Below are 20,584 nucleotides of genomic sequence, written 5' to 3'. Positions count from 1 at the left end.
AGAGCATTATCTTCATCGGCGATTGCCCAAATTCGGAAGGCGGCCGTGAATGACCAGCGTAAATCAAGAGGAATTCGATGTCGTCGTCGTGGGCGGCGGCCCCGGCGGTTCGACCCTGGCCACGCTCGTGGCAATGGCCGGGCATCGGGTGCTGATCCTCGAGAAGGAGTCGTTCCCGCGTTACCAGATCGGTGAGTCCCTGCTACCGTCGACGGTGCACGGCGTCTGCCGTCTCATCGGCGTGACCGACGAGCTGGCGAAGGCCGGATTCACCCACAAGCTCGGCGGCACATTCCGCTGGGGCGCCCGCGACGAACCCTGGACTTTCTCGTTCTCGGTCTCCAGGAAAACCGCGGGCAGCACCTCCTACGCCTATCAGGTCGAGCGCATGAAGTTCGACCAGATCCTGCTCGACAACGCGCGGAGAAAGGGCGTCGAGGTCCGGGAGCGCTGCGCGGTGAACGACGTGGTCGAGGACGACGGGAAGGTCGTCGGCGTCACCTACACCGACGCCGACGGGACCGTCCGCCAGGCCGGCGCCCGCTACGTCGTGGACGCCTCGGGCAACACCGGCCGCCTCCACCGCCACGTCGGCGGCACCCGCGAGTACTCCGACTTCTTCCGCAGCCTGGCGCTGTTCGGCTACTTCGAGAACGGCAAGCGCCTGCCCGCCCCGCGGTCGGGCAACATCCTGTCGGTGGCGTTCGGCAGCGGCTGGTTCTGGTACATCCCGCTGAGCGACACGCTGACCAGCGTGGGCGCGGTCGTGCGCCGCGAGGACGCCGACAAGATCCAGGGCGACCCCGAGACCGCGCTGATGAAGCTCGTCGCCGAGTCGCCGCTGATCAGCGAGTACCTGAAGGACGCCACCCGGGTCACCACCGGCGAGTACGGCAAGCTGCGGGTCCGCAAGGACTACTCGTACACGAACACGAAGTTCTGGAAGCCGGGCATGGTGCTCGTCGGCGACGCGGCCTGCTTCGTCGACCCGGTCTTCTCCTCGGGCGTCCACCTGGCCACCTACAGCGCCCTGCTGGCGGCCCGCTCGATCAACAGCGTGCTGGCGGGCGAGATCGGCGAGACGGCGGCCTTCTCCGAGTTCGAGAACCGCTACCGCCGCGAGTACAGCGTCTTCTACGAGTTCCTGATGTCGTTCTACGACATGCACGTCGACGAGGACTCCTACTTCTGGCAGGCGAAGAAGGTCACCTCCAGCACACGCGGCGAGCTGGAGTCGTTCGTCGAGCTGGTCGCCGGGATCTCGGCCGAGGAGTTCGACCTGAGCGACGCCGAGTCGGTGGCGCTGCGGTTCAAGAAGCGGTCGGCCGAGTTCGCCGACGCGGTCGGCGAGTTGTCCGGCCCCGAGGAGGGCGGCGACATGAAGCCGCTGTTCAAGTCGTCGGTCGTGCGCCAGGCGATGGAGCAGGGCACGCAGGAGCAGACCCGGGCCATCCTCGGCGTGGGCGCCGACGCGCCGATGTTCCCCGGAGGGCTGGTGCCCTCGGGCGACGGCCTGCGCTGGGCCGTCCCCGACACCGACTGACCCGGCCCGGCCGGATAAGGAGAGGGTTAACGTTGGCGGTCACCGTGCCGAAACCCCCGGTTCGCGATCCTCAGGGCATGAGGAGACTGATGCTCGCGGCGGCGGTCCTGGCCGTGTCCACGCTCGGGCTCGCCGGCTGCGGAGACGAGCTCACCGGACGGTCGATGTCCCAGGCCGACCGCGACAAGATGGTGAAGTACGCCGAGTGCATGAAGGAGTACGGCGTTCAGGTGCCCGTCCCCGACCCCAACGGCGGACCGGCGATCGGCGGCGGCCAGACCGCCGACCCGAACGACCCGAAGGAACTCGCGGCCCGCGCGGCGTGTGAGCGGTTCGCCCCGCCCCTCGTCGCCGACCAGGCGCCGCCCGCCGGGGTGGTCGAACACGCGCTGAAGATGGCGGCGTGCCTGCGCGAGCAGGGCATCGCCGCGAAGGATCCCAAGCCGGGCGAGAACAACCTCACCCTTGAGGAGGGCGCCGCCGAGTCGCCCGAGAAGCTGCGGGCCGCGTACGCGACCTGCACCCAGAAGTATCCCGCCCCGGAGGCCTGACCAGCAGACGGAAGCCCGTCCCCCGATCGTGGGGGACGGGCTTTCGCGTGTCAGCGGGCGGGCTGGCGCATCGGCCGCAGCCGGGGCCGTTCGTCGGCCCGGTCGCCGGTCGCCAGCCACGCCGCGAGGGCGGCGGGGGTCGGCCGGTCGAACAGCTCCTGGATCGGGATCTCCTCGCCGAGCGTCACCCTGACCCGGCTGACCAGGCGGGTGGCCAGCAGCGAGTGGCCGCCCAGGGCGAAGAAGTCGTCGTCGACGCCGACCGACGGCAGGCCCAGGATCTCCGCGAACGCGGCGCACAGCGCCTCCTCGCGGGCGCCCGACGGACGGGGGCCGGTGTCGGCGGCGACCCGTTCGGGCTCCGGCAGGGCGGCCCGGTCGAGCTTGCCGTTGCCGGTGAGCGGGAGGTGGTCCATCAGGACGACGGCGGAGGGCACCATGTGCCGGGGCAGGTTCTCGGCGGTGAAGTCCCGCAGGCCGCGCACGAGTCCGGGGTCGGCGCCGGTGGGCACCACGTACGCGACCAGGGACAGGTCCCCCGCCGGGTCGGGGCGGGCGACGACGGCCGCCTGCGCCACGGCGGGGTGTGCGGCGAGCACGGCCCGCACCTCGCCGGGCTCGACCCGGTGGCCCCGGATCTTGACCTGGTCGTCGGCCCGCCCCCGGTGCTCCAGCACTCCGCCGGTGGTCCAGCGGGCGCGGTCGCCGGTGCGGTAGACGCGGGTGCCCGACCCGAACGGGCTGGCCACGAAGCGTTCGGCGGTCAGGCCGGGCCGTCCGGCATAGCCGCGGGCGAGCTGCGCGCCGGCGACGTAGAGCTCGCCCTCGACGCCCGCCGGGACGGGACGCAGCGCGTCGTCGAGGACGTAGGCGGCCGTGTTCGGCACGGGGGTGCCGATCGGGACGGCGCCGTCGGCGGCGAGGCGGCCGGTGACGACGCCGATCGTGGTCTCGGTCGGGCCGTAGTGGTTGTGGACCGGCAGGTCCCCGGCGGCCTCCACCAGGCGCCGGGCCCAGCCGGGCTCGGCCGCCTCGCCGCCCAGGACGAGCGAGCCCTGGGGCAGCAGCCACGTCAGGTCGCCCGCCGAGCCGAGTGCGGCCAGGTGGGAGGGCACCATCTTCACGTGGTCGATCCGGTGGCGGGCCAGGTAGCCGGCGACCGCCACGGGGTCGGTGACGGTGTCGGGGTCCAGGACGTGCAGCACGCCGCCCGTGGTCAGCGCCGCGAGGACCAGCGTGTTGCCCAGGTCGGTGACGAGCGGCTGGAGCAGCGCGTAGCGGGCGCCCTCGGCGCCCAGGCCCAGCCGGGGCGGCACGTGGGCGGTGTAGTTCGCCAGGTTGCCGTGGGTGACGGCGACGCCCTTCGGGCGGCCGGTCGAGCCGGAGGTGTAGATCACGTAGGCCGGCCATCCGGGGTCGGGGACCAGCCCCAGCGGAGTGGCGGGCTGGGCGGCCACGGCCGGGTCGTCGATCGCGACCAGGCGGACCCGGCGGGTGACCGGCATCTCGTCGAGGACGTCGGCCGACCCCACGAGCACCCCGGCCCGGCTGTCGGCGAGCACGGCGGCGGTCCGGGACACCGGGTGGGCCGGGTCGAGCGGCACGTAGGCGCCGCCCGCCTTCCACACGGCCAGCATCGCGGCGACCATGTCGAGGCCGCGCGGCAGGCACAGGCCCACCACCGACTCGGGGCCCACCCCGAGGGAGCGCAGGTGGCGGGCCAGCCGGTTGGCGCGCTCGTCCAGGTCGCCGTAGCGCACCTGGTCGGGGCCGCAGACGACGGCGACGGCGCCGGGGGCGCGGGCCGCCTGCGCGGCGAACGCCTCCGGCACGGTCGGCACGGGCCCGGCCGCGGCGGTCCGGTTCCAGTCGCCGACCACCCGTCGCCGCTCCTCGGGGTCGAGCACGTCCACGGAGAGGAACGGCCGGGCGGGGTCGGCGGCCAGCGCGCCGGTCAGGTTCTGGAGGCAGGTGCGCAGCAGGGCGTGGACGCGGGCCGGATCGGCCGGGGTGCGCGCGTCGACGGTCACCACGAAGTCGGCGCCGGTGTCGCGCACGATGAGCGTCACCGGATAGTTGGTGCGCTCGGTGGTGGCGCGGACGGTGACGCCGTCGAGGACCGGGACCGACTCCTTGAGGTGCTGTTCGTGCTGGTAGTTGAGGATCGAGGTGAACAGCGGGCCGCCCGAGGCGATCCCGGCCGCCTTCTGGGCCAGCGTGAGCGGCGCGTGCTCGTGGTCGAGCAGGTCGGCCAGGCCGCTCCGGACCTCCGCCAGCGCCTCGGCCACGGTCCGGTCGCCGGCCCTGACCCGCAGGGGCAGCGTGTTGAGGAACAGGCCGGGCACCCGGTCGGCGCCCGCGCCGCCGTTGAGACGGCCGGTGAGCACGGTGCCGAACACGACGTCGTCGCGTCCCGAGAGGGTCGCCAGCACGCGCGCCCACGCCAGGTGGAAGACGGTCGCCGGGCTCGTGCCGAGACCTCTGGCGGCGGCCCGGACCCGGTCGGCCAGGGCGCCGTCGACCGGGCCGCCCGCCCGCGACAGGCCGCCGCCGTCGCCGCGCACGTCGACCAGCCCGTAGGGGGCGGTGGTCTCGGTGACGTCGCCGAGCAGGGCGGCGAAGTGGCGTTCGTGCTCGGCGGCGGGCGTCCCGAGCCGGGCCTGGGCGACCAGGTTGCGGAACGGCAGCGGTTCGGGCAGCGTGTCGCCCCGGCCCGCGAGGAAGGCGCGCACCTCGTCGAGCAGCAGGCCGACGGTGGTGTGGTCGCCCACCATGTGGTGGATGCGCAGCAGGGCCCGCACCGGCCCCTCCCCGCCGGCCTTCACCCGCACGCCCATGAGCGGGGCCCGGTCGAGCGGCAGCCGCTCGGCTCCCCCGAGTTCGCCGGTGACCTCCTCGATCGGGATGACCGCCCGCCGCCAGACCACCTGGACCGGTTCGCGCGGCCCTTCGGAGACCACGGCGGTCCGGTAGACGTCGTGGCGGTCGACCACACGTTGCAGCGCGCCGAAGAAGGCGTCGAGCCGGTCCCGGGTGTCGAACTCCAGCACCACCGAACGGAGGTAGACGTCGGCGTCGTCGGTGAGGTGGTGGAAGAGCATGCCCTCCTGGAGCGGGACGAGCGGGTAGACGTCCTTGACGTTGGCCGCGCCGCCGTCCACGGTGGCGACGACCCGGGCGATCTCCTCCGGGTCGAGGTCGACGAGGGTGAGCATGCCGGGGGTGATCTCGCGGGCGCCGTCGGGGATGCGGTTGGGCGGCACCTCGACCGGTTCCGGCCCGGCGACCGCGGCGAGCTCGGCCGGGGTCGGGGTCAGGAACAGGGCGCGTACGGACACCGAGACGCCGCGCGCCCGCAGGTCCTCGACCAGGGTGACGGCCGTCAGGGAGTTGCCGCCCAGGGTGAAGAAGTCGTCGTCGGGCCCGACGGCGTCGAGGCGGAGCACACGGGCGAAGGCGGCGCAGAGGATCTCCTCCTGCACGGTCGCCGGGCCCCGCCCCTCGCCCGGCCCGGTCGCGTGGCCGGGCGCGGGCAGCGCGGCGCGGTCGAGCTTCCCGTTGCCGGTCAGCGGCAGTTCGTCCAGCACGACGACGGCCGAGGGAACCATGTGGGCGGGCAGGCGCGCGGACAGGTGGTCGACGACCCGGCCGGCCAGGCCGTCGGGCTCGCCGCGTTCGCCCGGGGCGACGTAGGCGACCAGGCGGGTCTCCCCCGGCGCGTCGTGGCGGGCGACGACGGCCGCCTGGCCGAGCTCGGGGTGGGTGGCGAGCGCGGCCTGCACCTCGGCGGGCTCGACCCGGTGGCCGCGGATCTTCACCTGGTCGTCGGCCCGGCCCGCGAAGGCCAGGCGTCCGTCGGCGCCCCAGCGGGCGCGGTCGCCGGTGCGGTACATGCGACCGGCGGGGCCGTACGGGCAGGCGACGAAGCGTTCGGCGGTCAGGCCGGGCCGGTTCACGTAGCCCCGGGCCAGGCCCTCGCCCGCGACGTACAGTTCGCCGGTGACGCCGACGGGGACCGGGCGAAGGCGGTCGTCCAGGACGTACACGCGCGCGCCGCCGATCGGGGACCCTATCGGGACCCGGCCCGCCGCCACGTCGTCCGCGGTCAGCCGGGTGGTCGTGACGCCGATCGTGGTCTCGGTCGGGCCGTAGTGGTTGTGCACCTCGCGGTCGCCCGCCTGGGCCAGCAGCCCGGCCACCCAGCCGGGCGGGGCCGCCTCGCCGCCGAGCACCAGCGTGCGGGCCGGCATCGCCGAGAGGGCGGCCAGGTGCGACGGCACCGCCTTGAGGTGGTCGATCCGGTGGTCGGCCAGGTAGCGACGGACCTCGGCCGGGTCGAGCACGCTGTCGGGGTCGAGCACGTGCACCTCGCCGCCGGTGACCAGCGCGCCGAACAGCGTCGTGTTGCCCAGGTCGGTGACCTGCGGCTGGAGGAGGGCGTAGCGGTCGCCGGGGGCGGTCCAGCCGAGCCGGCCGGGCACGGTCGCGAAGTAGGCCGCGAGCGCGCCGTGGGTGACGGCCACGCCCTTGGGCCGGCCGGTCGAGCCCGAGGTGTAGATGACGTACGCCAGCCCGCGCGGCTCCACCCCGGCGAAGGGCGCCGTGTCCGGTTCCGGCACGAGCAGGTCCTCCGCAGCGACGATCCGCGTGCGCCCCGCCGGGAGGTCGCTGATGTCCTCGCGCGGCGCGACGAGCAGCACGGCACGGCTGTCGCGGAGCTGGAAGGCGACCCGGTCGACCGGCTGCCGCACGTCGAGGGGCAGGTAGGCGGCCCCGGCCCGCCACACGCCCAGGATGGCCGCGATCATGCCGGGTCCGGGCGGCAGGCCGAGCGCGACCACCGACTCGGCCCCGATCCCCCACTCGGTCAGGCGGCGGGCCATGCCCTCGGCGCGGGCGGCCAGGGCGGCGTACGAGAGGCGCTCGCCGCCGGAGACGACCGCGACGGCCTCCGGGGTGCGCGCGGCCCGGTCCCAGAACCGTTCGGGCACGCTCGCCGGGCTCGCGGGGAACGGGGTGTCGTTCCAGGTGAGGAGGGTTCGCTCGCGCTCGGCGGCGTCGAGCGGATCGACCTCGCTCAGCCGGACGCCCGGCGTGGCGGTCACCGTGTCGAGCACCCGCAGGAACCGCTCGGTCAGCGACCGCGCCGTGGCGGGGTCGAACAGGTCGGCCGACGCGGTCACCGCGCCGGTCAGCCCGGCCGGGCGCGACCGCTCGTCGAAGGTCTCCGCCACCATGACGTCGAGGTCGAACTTCACCCCCGGTCGTGCTCCCGGCACCGTCTCCACAGTGATCCCGGGCAGGTCGAGCCGCACGTCACCGGCGTCCTGCATGGTGAGGACCACCTGGAAGAGCGGGTTGCGGGCGGCCGACCGGACCGGGGCGAGCTCCTCGACGAGCCGCTCGAACGGCACGTCCTGGTGGGCGAAGGCGCCCAGCGTCACCTCCCGCACGCGGGCCAGCACGTCGGTGAACGCCGGGTCGCCGCTCAGGTCGGTCCGGATCACCAGCGTGTTCACGAAGCAGCCGACGAGGTCGTCGAGCGCGTCGTCGGCGCGGCCCGCCACGGCCGACCCGATCGGGACGTCCTCCCCGGCCCCCGACCGCGACAGCGCCACGGCCAGGGCGGCGTGCAGGACCATGAACGTGGTCACGCCCTCGGCGCGGGCCAGCCGGGCGATCCGCGCGTGCACCTCGGCGGGCACGTCGAGCGGCACGTCGTGACCGCGGTGCCCGGCCACCTCGCCGCGCGGGCGGTCGACGGGCAGCGGCAGCTCCTCCGGCGCGCCCGCCAGCGCGTCGCGCCAGTGGGCGACCTGCTCGGACAGCAGCCGTTCGCTGAGCAGGTCGTGCTGCCACAGGGTGTAGTCGGCGTACTGGACCCTGAGCGGGCGCCAGCGCGGCGCCCGGCCGAGGGCCCGGGCGGCGTAGGCCTCCGAGAGGTCGCGGGCGAGCGGGCCCATGGACCATCCGTCGCCGGTGATGTGGTGCACCAGCACGACCAGCACGTGCTCCCGGGGGCCGACCCCGAACAACCACGTCCGCATCGCGGGCTCGGCCGACAGGTCGAAGGCGTAGGAGGCGGCCCGGGCGACGGCCTCGGCGACCCCGTCGGGCTCGACCCGCTCGAAGACCGGTTCCCAGCGGGCGTCGTCCACGTCGAGCACCCGCTGCCAGGGGTGGCCGTCCTCGACGGGGAAGACCGTCCGCAGGCTCTCGTGCCGGTCGACCACGTCGCGGAAGGCCAGGCGGAGGGCGTCGCGGTCGAGGTCGCCGGTCAGGCGGAGAACGATCGGCGCGTTGTACGTCGCCCCGCGCCCCTCCAGCCGTTCCAGGAACCAGAGCCGCCGCTGCGAGAAGGACAGCGGCAGCCGTTCGGGGCGCTCGCGGGCGGCGAGCGGCGGCCGGGCGGGCGCGGCGGACGCGCCCAGGCGGGCGGCGAGCCCGGCCGGGGTGGGGGCGGCGAACAGGTCGCGGATCTCCAGGTGGACCCCGAACGCAGCACGGACCCGCGAGATGACCCGGGTGGCCAGCAGCGAGTGGCCGCCGAGTTCGAAGAAGCCGTCGTCGGGACCGACCGATTCGACGCCGAGCACCTCGGCGAAGACGCCGCAGAGCAGCTCCTCCTCCAGGGTCGCCGCCCGGCCCGGCCCGGCGCCGCGCACCGGCGCCGGCAGCGCGGCCCGGTCGACCTTGCCGCTGCGGGTCAGCGGGAACTCGGGCAGCACGACCACCACCGCGGGCACCATGTGCGCGGGCAGCCGCTCCGCCACGAACGCCCTCGGGTCGCCGGGGTCGTCACCGGTCACGTACGCGACCAGCTGCCGGTCGCCCGACTCGGCCTCCCTGGCGACCACCACGGCCTGGTCGACGCCGGGGTGGGCGGTCAGTGCCGCCTCGATCTCCCCCGGTTCGATCCGCAGGCCGCGGATCTTCAGCTGGTCGTCGGCCCGGCCCGCGAAGACCAGACCCGTCTCGGGGGTCCACCTGACCAGGTCGCCGGTCCGGTACATGCGCTCGCCGCCGGGCGCGGCGACGAACCGTTCGGCGGTCGGCCCGGGGGCCGCCAGGTAGCCGCGGGCCAGGCTGGTCCCGGCCACGTAGAGTTCGCCGGTCACCCCGGCGGCGACCGGTTCGAGGAAGTCGTCCAGGACGCGGAGGCGCGAACCGGCGACCGGGGTGCCGATGCGGGGCACGCCGCCCGCCACCAGCGGCGCCGACATGGTGGCGCAGACGGTCGTCTCGGTCGGGCCGTAGGCGTTGACGAGTTCCCGTCCGGGCGCCCACCGCGACAGCAGGTCGGGGGTGAGCGCCTCCCCGGCCGACACCAGCGTGCGCACGCCGGGCAGGTCGGCGGGGTCGAGCGCGGCCAGCACGGCCGGGGGCAGCGTCGCGTGGGTGACGGCATGGCGGTCGAGGAGCTCTTCGAGGCCGCGTCCGGGCAGCAGTTCGTCGGCGGGGGCCACGACGAGCGCCGCGCCGGTGCACAGCGCCATCAGCATCTCCCAGGTCGCCGCGTCGAAGCCGATCGAGGCGAACTGGAGCACCCGCGCTCCGGGGCCGGCGCCGAGCCGGGCGGCCTGGGTGGCGACCAGCCCGGCGACCCCGGTGTGCGACAGCGCCACGCCCTTGGGACGGCCGGTCGAGCCGGAGGTGAAGATCACGTATGCCAGCCCGGTGAGCTCGGCCGTGACGTCCGGCCGGTCCGCCGGGCGGGCCGCGATCGCCGCCGCCGTGGCCGGGTCGTCGAGGGCGATCGGCAGCACGCCGCGTACCGGCAGGTCGTCGAGGACGGCCGACTCGGTCAGCAGCGCGACCGCGCCGCTGTCGGCGAGCATGCGCGCGGTGCGCTCCAGCGGCTGCCGGGGATCGATCGGCAGGTACGCCGCCCCCGCCTTCACCACCGCCAGCAGCGAGGCGACCAGGTCGGCGCCCCGGTTCATGACGACCGCCACGACCGACTCCCGGCGCACCCCGGAGGCCGACAGGTGGTTGGCGAGCCGGTTGGCGCGGGCGTCGAGGTCGGCGTAGGAGAGCGTGCCCGCGTCGGAGACGACCGCCGGGGCGTCCGGGGCGCGGTCGACCTGGGCGTGGAACAACTCCGGCGCCGTCGCCCCCGGCACCGCGCGGGCCTCCTCCAGGGCGGCCGCTCCCCCGTTGAGGCGGACGCGGCCGATCCGCTCCTCCGGCGCCGCGGCGGCCAGCCAGGTCAGCACCCGCACGAACCGGTCGAGGACGCGGTCGGGCGCGCCGGGCCCGAAGCGGCGGCCGTTGAGGTCGGCGCTGATCTCCAGGCCGACGCCGGGACCGCGGTCGTACACGTTGATCTGCTGGTTCCTGACCGGGCCGATGGTGTGGTTGCGGACCCTCGGCACGCTCGGGCCGAAGGCCGGGTAGTCGTAGCCGAGCATGTTGACGTTCAGGTCGAACAGCGCGGCGTGGCCGAGGTCCCTGGCCAGGTCCTCGTGGCGGTAGCGCTGGTGCCGCACTCCGGCCTTGATCGCCTCTCCCGTCCGCTGCACGAGTTCGGCCACCGTCATGCCCGGTGCGAGGGTCAGCCTGAGCGGCATCACGTTCGTGGTGACGCCCGGGACCAGCCGTTCCTCCCGCCCGGCCCGGCCGAGCACGGGCAGCCCGAGCACGACGTCGCGGGCGCCGGTGGCCCGGTGGTGGTGGAGGGCGGCGGCGGCCACGACCAGCCCGGCGAGGCTGGTCCTCAGCCGCCGGGCCGCGTCCTTGAGCGGCCCGGTCCGCCCGGGGTCGAGGTCGGTCGTGGCGCGCAGGCGGACGCCGGGATGCGGCCCGTCGTCGGCGGGCCGCTCCTCGGCCCCGGCCAGGACGTCGAGCCAGAACCGCCGGTCGAGTTCCTGGTCGGGCGAGCCGCGGTAGGCACGGTCGGCGGCGGCCAGCGCCGCCACGGGCAGGGTGGGGAACTCGGGCGGCTCCGCGCCGGCCAGCAGCGCGGTGTACGTCTCGGCGACCCGCCCGACCACGGTGGCGACGCCGTGGCCGTCGAGGATGAGGTGGTGCGGCCGGTGGTGCCAGATCACCCGGCCGTCGCCGAGGTCGAACACGGCGCAGCCGTACAGGGGGCCGTTCGCGAGGTCGACGGGGCGCTCGAAGTCGGCCCGCATCCACGCCGTCGCCGCCGCGAACGGGTCGGGCTCGCCCGACAGATCGGCGACGTGGACCGGGAGCCCGGCCGCGGGGTCGACCCGCTGGCGGGGTATCCCGTCGGCCACGTCGAACCGGAGCCGGTAGGCGTCGGTATGGGCCAGGACGTGGCGCAGCGCGGCCACCAGCAGCCCGGCGTCCAGGCCGGCGAACTCCAGATATTCGCCGACATTGTAAAGTCCCGAGTCCCCCGCGACCTCCTGGGCGTACCAGAGACCTAATTGGGCGGACGTCAATTCCTGCGGCTCGGCGGTCATCGGCCCTCAGCTCTCTGCGCCGGCCGAGCGAAAATCGGCACGGCCCGTCCGGGTCAAAAGAAAATATGCCGTACCCTATGGGCCGCCATCCTCGCCAGCGACGTTATAGGACGTCAAGCGGCGTTCAACTGCCGCTGCGCTGTGGTTGAACATCGGCCTGCCACGAATAAGACTCCGGAAATACAATCCCGGAACAGCGCGAAAGCGAGGGGATATCACGTGGCCATGATGAATGGCCCGCGCATAGGCCCGATGCGGCTGGGCGCCGACGAGTCCATAGGTCGGCACAAGGTCAAACCCGGCACCGTCCGGCGAATTCTCTCCTACGCGTCGCCCTATCGGTGGTCGCTGGCCGTGGTGATTCTGGCGACCGCGGTGGACGCGGCGATCGTGGCGGCCGGGCCGGTGCTGCTGAAGACGATCATCGACGAGGGCATCCTGCGGGGCCGCCACGGCGTGGTCGTGGCAGTGGCGGCCCTCATCGCCGGGCTGGCGGTGGTGAACGCGCTGGCGATCTTCACGCAGACCCGGTTCTCCAGCCGTGTCGGCCAGGGCATCGTCTACGACCTGCGGTGCAAGGTGTTCGGCCATGTGCAGCGGCAGCCGCTCGCGTTCTTCACGCGGACCCAGACCGGCTCACTGGTCAGCCGGCTCAACACCGACGTCGTCGGCGCGCAGCAGGCGATCACCACGCTGCTGTCGCAGACGGTCTCGACCCTGTTGACGCTGGTCTTCGTGCTGAGCACGATGTTCTACCTGTCCTGGCAGATCACCGTCGCGGCACTGGTGATGATCCCCCTCTTCCTGCTGCCCGCCAAGCTCATCGGGCGCAGGTTGCAGACGCTCACCCGTAAGGGCATGGAGCTCAACGCCGACCTCGGTTCGATGATGAACGAGCGCTTCAACGTGTCGGGCGCCCTGCTCGCCAAGCTCTACGGCCGGACCGACCAGGAGCAGGGCGACTTCTCCGGGAAGGCGGCCCGGGTCCGCGACGTCGCCGTCTCGACCGCCGTCTACGGGCGGCTGCTGTTCATCATCACCACCCTGATCACGGGCGTGACCACCGCCGTCGTCTACGGCCTCGGCGGGGTGCTGACCATCGGCGGCGCGTTCCAGATCGGCACGCTCGTCGCCATGGCCACCCTGCTGCTGCGCCTCTACGGCCCGGTCAACCAGCTCTCGAACATGCACGTCAGCGTGATGGTGGCGCTCGTCAGCTTCGACCGCGTCTTCGAGGTCCTGGACCTGCGGCCTCTGGTCGACGAACGGCCCGGCGCCCGGCCGCTGCCGGCCGACGCCGCCCCCGACGTCGTGTTCGAGGGGGTCTCGTTCGGCTACCCGGGCGCCGACGAGGTGTCGATCGCCTCCCTGGAGTCGGTCGCCCACCGGCAGCCCGAGCGGGCGGGCCGCCCGGTCCTCGACGAGGTCAGCTTCACCGCCCCCGCCGGCGGGATGACCGCGCTCGTCGGCCCCTCCGGCGCCGGCAAGACCACGATCACCCAGCTCGTCCCGCGTCTCTACGACGCCACCGAGGGCACGGTCCGGGTCGGCGGCCACGACGTGCGCGACCTGACGCTGCGCTCCCTGACCGACGCCATCGGCGTCGTCACCCAGGACGCGCACATGTTCCACGACACGATCAGGGCCAATCTCCTGTACGCCAACCCCGACGCCACCGAGGAGGACCTGGTCGGCGCGTGCGAGGCCGCCCGGATCTGGCCCACGATCGCGGCGCTGCCCGACGGCCTCGACACCGTCGTCGGCGACCGCGGCTACCGCCTGTCGGGCGGGGAGAAGCAGCGGGTCGCGCTGGCCCGGCTGCTGCTCAAGTCGCCGCCGATCGTGGTCCTCGACGAGGCCACCGCCCATCTCGACTCCGAGTCGGAGGCCGCCATCCAGCGGGCGCTGAAGACCGCGCTGGCCGGCCGCACCTCGCTGGTCGTGGCGCACCGGTTGTCGACGATCCACGAGGCCGACCAGATCCTGGTGCTGAACGGCGGCCGGATCGAGGAGCGCGGCACCCACCGGGAGCTGCTCGCCGCCGGTGGGCTCTACGCCGAGCTCTACCGCACCCAGTTCGCGGCCGACCCCTCGATGAACGCCACCAGCCGGGCGACGCCCTCGTCGATCTCGGCCGGGGACAGGTAGCTGGTCGACAACCGCAGCGCCCGCTCCCCGCCCCCTGCCGGGTAGAAGTACGACATGGGCGTCCAGATGACCCCGTACTCCTGCGCCGACCGGGTCAGCGCCGCGTTGTCGGCCGTGAACGGCACCTGGACGGTGAGGAAGAAGCCGCCCGAGGGCGTATTCCAGCTGACCCCGAGCCGCTCGCGGCGGTCTTCCGGCAGGTGGCGGCCGAGGGCGGCGAGGGTGCGGGTCATGGTCTCGCCGTAGTAGGCGGCCGTCTCCGCGTTCAGGTCCGAGAGGCGGCCGCCGGTGGCCAGCAGCGCGCCGCCCACCGCGGCCTGGCTGAGCGGGGAGGTGTTCACGGTCACCATGCTCTTGATCTTGGCCAGCTCGTCGGCCAGCAGCCCGGTCGTGCCGTCGGGGCGCACCACCGGCTGGTCGGCCACGGCGAACCCGAGCCGGGCCCCGGGGAACAGGCTCTTGGCGTACGAACCCAGGTGCACCACCCGCTGCTCGCGGTCGAGCGACTTGAGCGTGGGCTGCTGGGCGCCGGGGCTGACCAGCCGGTAGGGGCTGTCCTCCAGGATCAGGAGGCCGAGCCGTCCGGCCAGGGCGAGCAACGCGTGCCGCTCCGCGAGCGACATGGTGACGCCGGACGGGTTGGAGTGGTCGGGGCAGACGTACACGGCCCTGACCCCGCGCCCGCGTGCCCGCTCCTCCTCGACGGCGGCCTCGATCGCGGCGACCGAGCCCTCCTCGACGGCGGTGACCGCGACGTCCAGCAGCCGGGCCGCGCCGGTGATGCCGACGTAGCAGGGGCTGACCACCAGCAGCACGTCGCGAGGGCCGGAGAAGAGCGCCCGCAGCGCGAGGAACATCGCCTCCTGGCAGCCGACCGTGACCACGATCGACTCCGCCGGCACGTCGATGCCCTCGTCCACCCGCAGCGAGTCGGCGACCAGCTCCCGGATCCGCCCGGCGGTCGGGCCGTACTGGAAGATCGCGTCACGCACCTGCGCCGGCGTCCGCCCCTCGGCGGCCAGCTGGTCGAGGTAGCGCCGGATGTAGGTGAAGACCTGCTCGGTGTCGAAGAACCCGTCGTACGGGCGCCCCGGCGCGAACGACACGGCGTCGGGGTAGCGGAGCGTGACCTCGTTCAGGAAGTTCATCGTGTCCATGACCGGGTCGCCGACGCTGGCGTGCAGGTCCTCCCGGCGCAGCACGCCGGTGAGCGGGACCGGCGCGACGGGCTCGGCGGCGACCGGCCCGGCCGGGGCCGCGCGCACCAGCTCGGGCCCCACGTCGGCGATCGTGCGGACACCGGCCAGCGCCATCGTCTCGGTCACCTCGGCGAGCAGGACGGTCAGCACGTCGGTGACCCCCTCGGCCCCGCCCGTCGCGAGCCCGTGGAGGACCGGGCGGCCCAGCAGCACCGCGTCGGCGCCCAGCGCGAGCGCGGCCAGCACGTCACGGCCCCGCCGCACTCCTCCGTCGAGCAGTATCGGCACCCGCCCGGCGACCGCCGCCGCGACCTCCGGCAGCACGTCGAGCGTGCCGGGGGCGCCGTCGAGCTGCCGCCCGCCGTGGTTGGAGACGACGATGCCGTCCACGCCCGCCTCGACGGCGCACACCGCGTCGGCGTCAGAGAGCACGCCCTTGACCAGGATCGGCAGCGAACTGACCGAACGCAGCCAGTCGATCACCGACCAGTCGAGGTCGGGCGCGAGTTCGGCCCGCGCGTGCGCGGCGGGGTCGGTGAACCCCGACCCCGGCAGGTTGGCGGGCCCGACCCCCTCGGGCAGCCGGAAGCCGTTGCGCAGATCGCGCAGCCGCCGCCCGAGGTGGGGGGTGTCGGCGGTCAGGACGAGCGCCTCGAACCCGGCGGCCTGGGCGCGTTCGACGACCGCACGCGTGACGGATCGGTCGCGCAGGCAGTAGACCTGGAGCCACAGCGGCACGTCGGCCGCCGCGGCGATCTCCTCGAACGGGCGTCCGGCGAAGGTGCTCACCACGACGGGCACCCGGGCCGCCGCGGCGGTCCCCTGGGCGGTGGCGACCTCGCCCAGGGGGTGGGCGAGGGTCTGGAAGGCCAGCGGTGCGATCCCGACGGGCACGTCCCACGTACGGCCCAGGATCTTCACTGCCGGGTCGGGGTCACCGCCTCCGCGCAGGATGCGGGGGCGCAGCCGGACCCGGTCGAACGCCTCGACATTGGCCGCGACGGTCTTCTCCTCGCCCGCGCCGCCTTCGAGGAAATCCCATACCGGCGGTTCCAGCCGGGCCCGCGCGGATTCCCGGAATTCACCGAGTGTCAATTTCATCGAAGTGCGCCTTTCGATTTCAGTCCGCCTCCTGCCGCCTGATGGCGTCATAAAGCGCGTGGATGTTGTTGCTGCCGAACGAGTTCGCGCCCCGGCGTTCGATCACCTCGTAGAAGAGGGTGCGTCTCGGGTGGGTGGACTGGGTGAAGATCTGGAGCATGATCCCGGCCTGGTCGCGGTCGGCCAGGACGTTGAGCTCGCGCAGCACCTCGACGGGCGTGCCGACGGGGCCGAGGCGGCCGGGCAGCATGTCGTAGTAGCCGCCGGGCGTCGGCAGGAAGGTCACGCCCCGCTCCGCGCTGGTCCGCACGGCCGTCGCGATGTCCTCGGTCAGGAAGGCGACGTGCTGGACGCCGGCGCCGCCGTGCGCCTTCACGAACGCGTCGATCTGGCCGGGTTCGAGGTTCCCGTCGGGCTCCAGGATCGTCAGCGTCAGCCGGCCCGACGCGCTCTGCACGACGGTGGACTCCATCGCCTGCGTGCCCACCACGATCCGCTCCGCGTAGGTCTCCCCCAGACCGAAAACGCGCTGGTGGTAGTCGACGACGTCGGCCATCGTCCCGCCGGGCACGCAGATGGCGAAGTGGTCGACGGCCGAGAACAGCCCCATCCCCGAACGGCCGCAGCCGCTCTCGTCGACGAAGGCCGCGAAGGCCCCGCCGGGCTGCTCGCGCGAGACCAGCCGGTACGCCACGTCGCCGAACCCCGACACCGACGCGAACACCACCCGCGCGCCGGGCGGGCCCGACGTCTCCGGCGGCGACAGCGGCGTGGCCCCCCGCCCGACCGCCTCGGCGTAGGCGGCCGCCGCGTCGGGCACCCGCAGGCCGATGACGCCCACACCGTCGCCGTGGTCGCGGACGTACTCGGCGGCCCGGCCCTCGGTCCCGGCCGGGGAGGTGAGCAGCACCGCGATCCCGCGCTGGCGCAGCAGGATCGACTCCCCGCCGCCCGGATGGCCGCCGCCCCGGCCGCTGAGCGTGAATCCAAAACCTTCGCGAAGATAAGCCGCGGATTTTTCCACGTCTTCCACGAAGAATTCGATGTGGTCAATCGCCTGAATGTCCATTCGCCGCCTCCGTCGGGCCGATTTAACTCGGGCCAAAGCATTCAACGACAGGAATCGAGGCATCGTCCAACAATGCGAACGCGACGCTTGAACAGCGGATGATTTCCCGACGGAATTCAGGCGGCCGGCGCGACCGGGAGGGTCACGGTGACCGCGAGCCCGCCCTCGGGTTGTGCCTGCGCCCGCACGGCGCCGCCGTGGGCGTGCACGAGCGCGGCGACGATCGACAGGCCCAGCCCCGCACCGTCGGCCGAGCCGGTCCGGTCGGCGTTGAGCCGCCGGAAGGGCTGGAACAGCTCCGCCACACGCTCGGGCGGCACCCGCGGACCGCTGTTGCGGACGGCCAGCACGGCGTCGGAGGACAACTCGACCGTGACGTGGCCGCCGGGGTGGTTGTGCCTGATCGCGTTGTGCACCAGGTTGGCGGCCAGCCGCCCGAGCAGCACCTCGTCACCCGACACGACCACCGGTTTGGTGCGCACGTCGAGCGCCACGCCGTGGCGGACGGCCAGCGGCAGGTGGTCTTCGATGACCTGCTCGACGACGGCCTCCAGGTCGACCGGGAGGTGGGCGTCGAGGCCGCGCTCTCCCTGCGCGAGCACGAGCAGCCCTTCGATGAGCCGCTCGCTGCGGAGCGTGTTGCGCAGCAGTTCGGCGCGGATTCTGGCGACCTTCTCGGGCGTCGGGTCGGCCAGCCCGACCTCGATGGCGGTGCGCTGGATGGCGAGCGGCGTGCGCAGCTCGTGGGAGGCGTTGGCGACGAAGCGGCGCTGGCTGTCGACCGCCCGCTCCAGCCGGTCGAGCATCGCGTCGAAGGTGTCGGCCAGTTCCTTCAGCTCGTCGCGCGGACCGGTGAGCGCGATGCGCTCGTGGAGGGTCGACAGCGAGAGGCGGCGGGCCGTGGTGGTGATGCGGTGGACCGGCCGCAGCAGCCGCCCGGTGAGCCAGAAGCAGACGGCGAAGGCGAGCACGGTGATGAGCACGAGGGTGACCACCGTGACGACGCGCTGCGAGTTGATCAGGGTGCGTTCGAGGTCGGCCTGGGCCTTGGCCAGCACGGCCGGGTCCTGGAGCGGCGCGGTGCCGGGATTGCCGACGAAGGGCGAGTCCTGCACCTTCTGGCCCACGATGATCTGCTGGATCTGCTGGGCGCCGAGCAGCACACCGAGCGCGACGGTCGTGAAGATGCCGCCGTACAGCAGCGTCATCCGGGCCCTGATCGACCCGCCCGACCAGACGCGGCGCGCCTCCTTCACAGGCGGTACCCGCTTCCCGGGACGGTGGAGATGACGGGCGGGTCGCCGAGCTTGGCGCGGAGCTTGCTCATGGTCACCTTGACCACGGTGGTGAACGGGTCGGTGTGTTCGTCCCAGGCCCGTTCGAGGAGTTCCTCGGTGCTGACGACCGTGCCGCGCGCCTGCATCAGGACCTCCAGGACGGCGTACTCCTTGCGCGACAGCGGGAGGTAGCGGCCGGCGCGGTGGGCCTGCCGCCGGGCCATGTCGAGGGTGATGTCCTGCCATTGGAGGACCGGCGGCAGCGGCTGGCCGGCCCGGCGGGCCAGCGCGCACACGCGCGCCACCAGCTCGTCGAACGCGAAGGGCTTGGCCAGGTAGTCGTCGGCGCCGAGGTTGAGGCCGCTGATGCGTTCGTGCACCGCGCCCGAGGCGGTCAGCATCAGGATGCGCACCGCCTCACCGCGCTGGGCCAGCTCGCGGCAGATGTCGTCGCCGTGCACCTGCGGCAGGTCCCGGTCGAGGACGAGCACGTCGTACTCGTTCACCGACAGGCGCTCCAGCGCGGCGGCGCCGTCGTAGGCGACGTCGACCGCCATGGCCTGGTCGCGCAGCCCTTCGGCGATGAGGTCGGCCAGGACGTGCTCGTCTTCGGCCACGAGAATCCGCATGGCTTTCATTCCCCCACATCCGCGGTAAGACCGCGGTTAACGATCGGCTTCATTCGCCTCCGGGCGGTGGCTCGGTCGCCCGGTCCTCCAACCGGTCGGCGAACTCCGCCCACGCCGCCGCGCAGCCGTCGGCGAGCGTGGCCACGACGTTGGTCCAGTGGGGTGGCACCGCCGACAGGATGCGCTCCCAGGATCCCGCGTCGATGGTGTGCAGGTTGAGCAGGTTGAGGATGGCCCGCCCGTTCTCGCTGAACCGCAGCGCCGGGTCGGCCCGCAGCCGTGCCACCATGCGCGCGCGGTCGTGGGCGGTGAACTGCCCGAACGGGCTCGGCTCCGATGGGACGGGCGGGGTCGGCGGTGGGGTGCGCTCCTGCGACCTGAGCAGGCCGTCTTCGCCGCGGGCGATGCGTTTTCGCACGTCGCGGGCGGTCTCCGGGGAGATGCCGGCGATCTTGGCCACCTGCCGCAGCGACATGTCGGGGTTGCTCCTGATGACCTCGCCCGCCCGCCGCCGCCCCTCCTCGGGGTCGAACCTGCGGACCCGGCCGTCCTGGCCGGTGCGGTCGAGCGTCACCACGTCGGCGTCGGCCTGGAGCTGCGACCGTATCTTGGCGACCGTCGCGGGCGCGATGCCGGCGACGGAGGCGATCATGCGGTCGGACCAGTGGGGGTGGGTGATGATGATGCGCTCGGCCGCCCGTTTGCGGTCCTGTTTCGACAGCGGCAGCCCGTGGGTGACGTTCGACTGCACGGCCAGGACGAACGCGTCGTCCTCCGCGCCGTCGAAGAAGACGACCGAGATCTTCTCCTCGCCGCGCCGGCGTGCGGCCTTCAGCCGGTGGAAGCCGTCGATGACCCGCATCGTCGGGCCGTGCACCACGATCGGCGGCAGCGGGTTCTGGGCCTCGGCGAGCGCGTCGACGTGATCGAGGTCCTCCCCGTCCAGGCGCGGCGACCCCGTCGTCGTCAGGTCGTCGATCAGCACCTCGGTGACCGACGTCAGCTCCATCAGTCGTAAGTCCTGCTTCGTCACGCGTGTCTCCCAGCATTGGCGTACTGGTCATCGGCGGGACTGCGAGGCATCAGCCCGAACTGCTGTGCCGGGGAGCTGACGTCGTGTCGCGCGAGCGACGGCATGGTTGTCGCGCACGACACGGCTGCTGACGATGGTTCCTGCGGCGGGCACGTTGGCCGTGTCGGCCCGTCCCCACGACGATTCTGCCGCGTCGACAGAAGCTTGATCCTTGCTACCCCCGGTTTTCCCGAACCGCTCAGCGACGAACCAATCGCCCCGTCATTCGCGTCGCTTGGTGCAAATCCACCTGCATATTGTGCAGAGCCACACAACAAGTCAAGAGCCTCTTGACTACCGTGCGTACGAACGCCGCTACCTGGGCATACGACGCCGCGCTGTAATGCCGCGATCCGGCGCCCCACGGAAAACCACTTGACGGCGATGTCCACGATAGCGCCTGGACACTGTTCGATCGCACATCGGCCGGGCGCGCTCCGTCCAAGCGCGTGATTGCTCACTTGGACGTGAGAGGCGCGTTAGGCGAGTTTTGGCGGCCTTGATGACGGTCGCGGCGGCTACTTATATTCGGCTCCGCGGTCGGGCTCCCGACCGGCGAAATCA

At 73.3% G+C, this 20,584-nt stretch carries 9 protein-coding genes; 3 read left to right on the top strand and 6 right to left on the bottom strand.

Translation table 11 applies throughout. The annotated features are described in order from the left end of the window. The first annotated feature begins 49 nt into the window (after positions 1-49). Together QSK34_RS35590 and QSK34_RS35585 are read left to right on the top strand one after the other, a co-directional pair. Entirely contained in the window at positions 50-1,543 is a 1,494-nt protein-coding gene (locus QSK34_RS35590) for a tryptophan 7-halogenase (RefSeq protein WP_161483862.1), read from the top strand. 77 nt (positions 1,544-1,620) lie between these two features. Then, positions 1,621-2,094: a hypothetical protein gene (locus QSK34_RS35585; RefSeq protein ID WP_161483861.1), complete on the top strand. Its 474-nt coding sequence runs from the start codon at positions 1,621-1,623 to the stop codon at positions 2,092-2,094. A 50-nt stretch (positions 2,095-2,144) separates the two neighbouring features. Here the strand turns inward: QSK34_RS35585 and QSK34_RS35580 are convergent, their stop codons facing one another. Beyond that, positions 2,145-11,525 carry a non-ribosomal peptide synthetase gene (locus QSK34_RS35580; RefSeq protein WP_285590926.1) on the bottom strand — a complete coding sequence of 3,127 codons (9,381 nt, stop codon included), beginning with the start codon at positions 11,523-11,525 and terminating at the stop codon, positions 2,145-2,147. 225 nt (positions 11,526-11,750) lie between these two features. Between QSK34_RS35580 and QSK34_RS35575 the strand changes: the two genes are divergently transcribed. Then, positions 11,751-13,673, top strand: coding sequence for an ABC transporter ATP-binding protein (locus QSK34_RS35575; protein ID WP_502875564.1), 1,923 nt, complete (start codon positions 11,751-11,753; stop codon positions 13,671-13,673). On the opposite strand, the gene QSK34_RS35570 is transcribed toward QSK34_RS35575, so the two are convergent. From QSK34_RS35570 to QSK34_RS35550, 5 genes are all read right to left on the bottom strand, one after another. Then, positions 13,589-15,973 carry an aminotransferase class I/II-fold pyridoxal phosphate-dependent enzyme gene (locus QSK34_RS35570; RefSeq protein WP_285590925.1) on the bottom strand — a complete coding sequence of 795 codons (2,385 nt, stop codon included), beginning with the start codon at positions 15,971-15,973 and terminating at the stop codon, positions 13,589-13,591. The genes QSK34_RS35575 and QSK34_RS35570 overlap by 85 nt on opposite strands. Positions 15,974-15,992: 19 nt before the next feature. Continuing rightward, positions 15,993-17,042, bottom strand: coding sequence for a 4-hydroxyphenylpyruvate dioxygenase (gene hppD, locus QSK34_RS35565; RefSeq protein ID WP_285590924.1), 1,050 nt, complete (start codon positions 17,040-17,042; stop codon positions 15,993-15,995). Between the two features lie 116 nt (positions 17,043-17,158). After that, positions 17,159-18,298, bottom strand: coding sequence for a sensor histidine kinase (locus QSK34_RS35560; protein ID WP_285590922.1), 1,140 nt, complete (start codon positions 18,296-18,298; stop codon positions 17,159-17,161). Then, on the bottom strand, positions 18,295-18,948 hold the full coding sequence (locus QSK34_RS35555) for a response regulator transcription factor (protein ID WP_285590921.1): 654 nt from the start codon (positions 18,946-18,948) through the stop codon (positions 18,295-18,297). The genes QSK34_RS35560 and QSK34_RS35555 overlap by 4 nt, the downstream gene beginning before the upstream one ends. A 49-nt stretch (positions 18,949-18,997) precedes the next feature. Further along, entirely contained in the window at positions 18,998-19,981 is a 984-nt protein-coding gene (locus QSK34_RS35550) for a ParB/RepB/Spo0J family partition protein (protein WP_202610897.1), read from the bottom strand. Positions 19,982-20,584 lie beyond the last annotated feature (603 nt).

Origin of the sequence: Herbidospora sp. NBRC 101105, from assembly GCF_030269205.1 — a bacterium.
GTDB lineage: Bacteria > Actinomycetota > Actinomycetes > Streptosporangiales > Streptosporangiaceae > Herbidospora > Herbidospora solisilvae.
This window is presented reverse-complemented; position numbering and strand designations above follow the sequence as displayed.

Bases quoted from the DNA above. Each gene is read 5' to 3' on its own strand.
- QSK34_RS35580 (WP_285590926.1), bottom strand. From the start codon at position 11,525: ATGACCGCCGAGCCGCAGGAATTGACGTCCGCCCAATTAGGTCTCTGG.
- QSK34_RS35585 (WP_161483861.1), top strand. From the start codon at position 1,621: ATGAGGAGACTGATGCTCGCGGCGGCGGTCCTGGCCGTGTCCACGCTC.
- QSK34_RS35575 (WP_502875564.1), top strand. From the start codon at position 11,751: ATGATGAATGGCCCGCGCATAGGCCCGATGCGGCTGGGCGCCGACGAG.
- QSK34_RS35555 (WP_285590921.1), bottom strand. From the start codon at position 18,948: ATGCGGATTCTCGTGGCCGAAGACGAGCACGTCCTGGCCGACCTCATC.
- QSK34_RS35590 (WP_161483862.1), top strand. From the start codon at position 50: ATGACCAGCGTAAATCAAGAGGAATTCGATGTCGTCGTCGTGGGCGGC.
- QSK34_RS35570 (WP_285590925.1), bottom strand. From the start codon at position 15,973: ATGAAATTGACACTCGGTGAATTCCGGGAATCCGCGCGGGCCCGGCTG.
- hppD (WP_285590924.1), bottom strand. From the start codon at position 17,042: ATGGACATTCAGGCGATTGACCACATCGAATTCTTCGTGGAAGACGTG.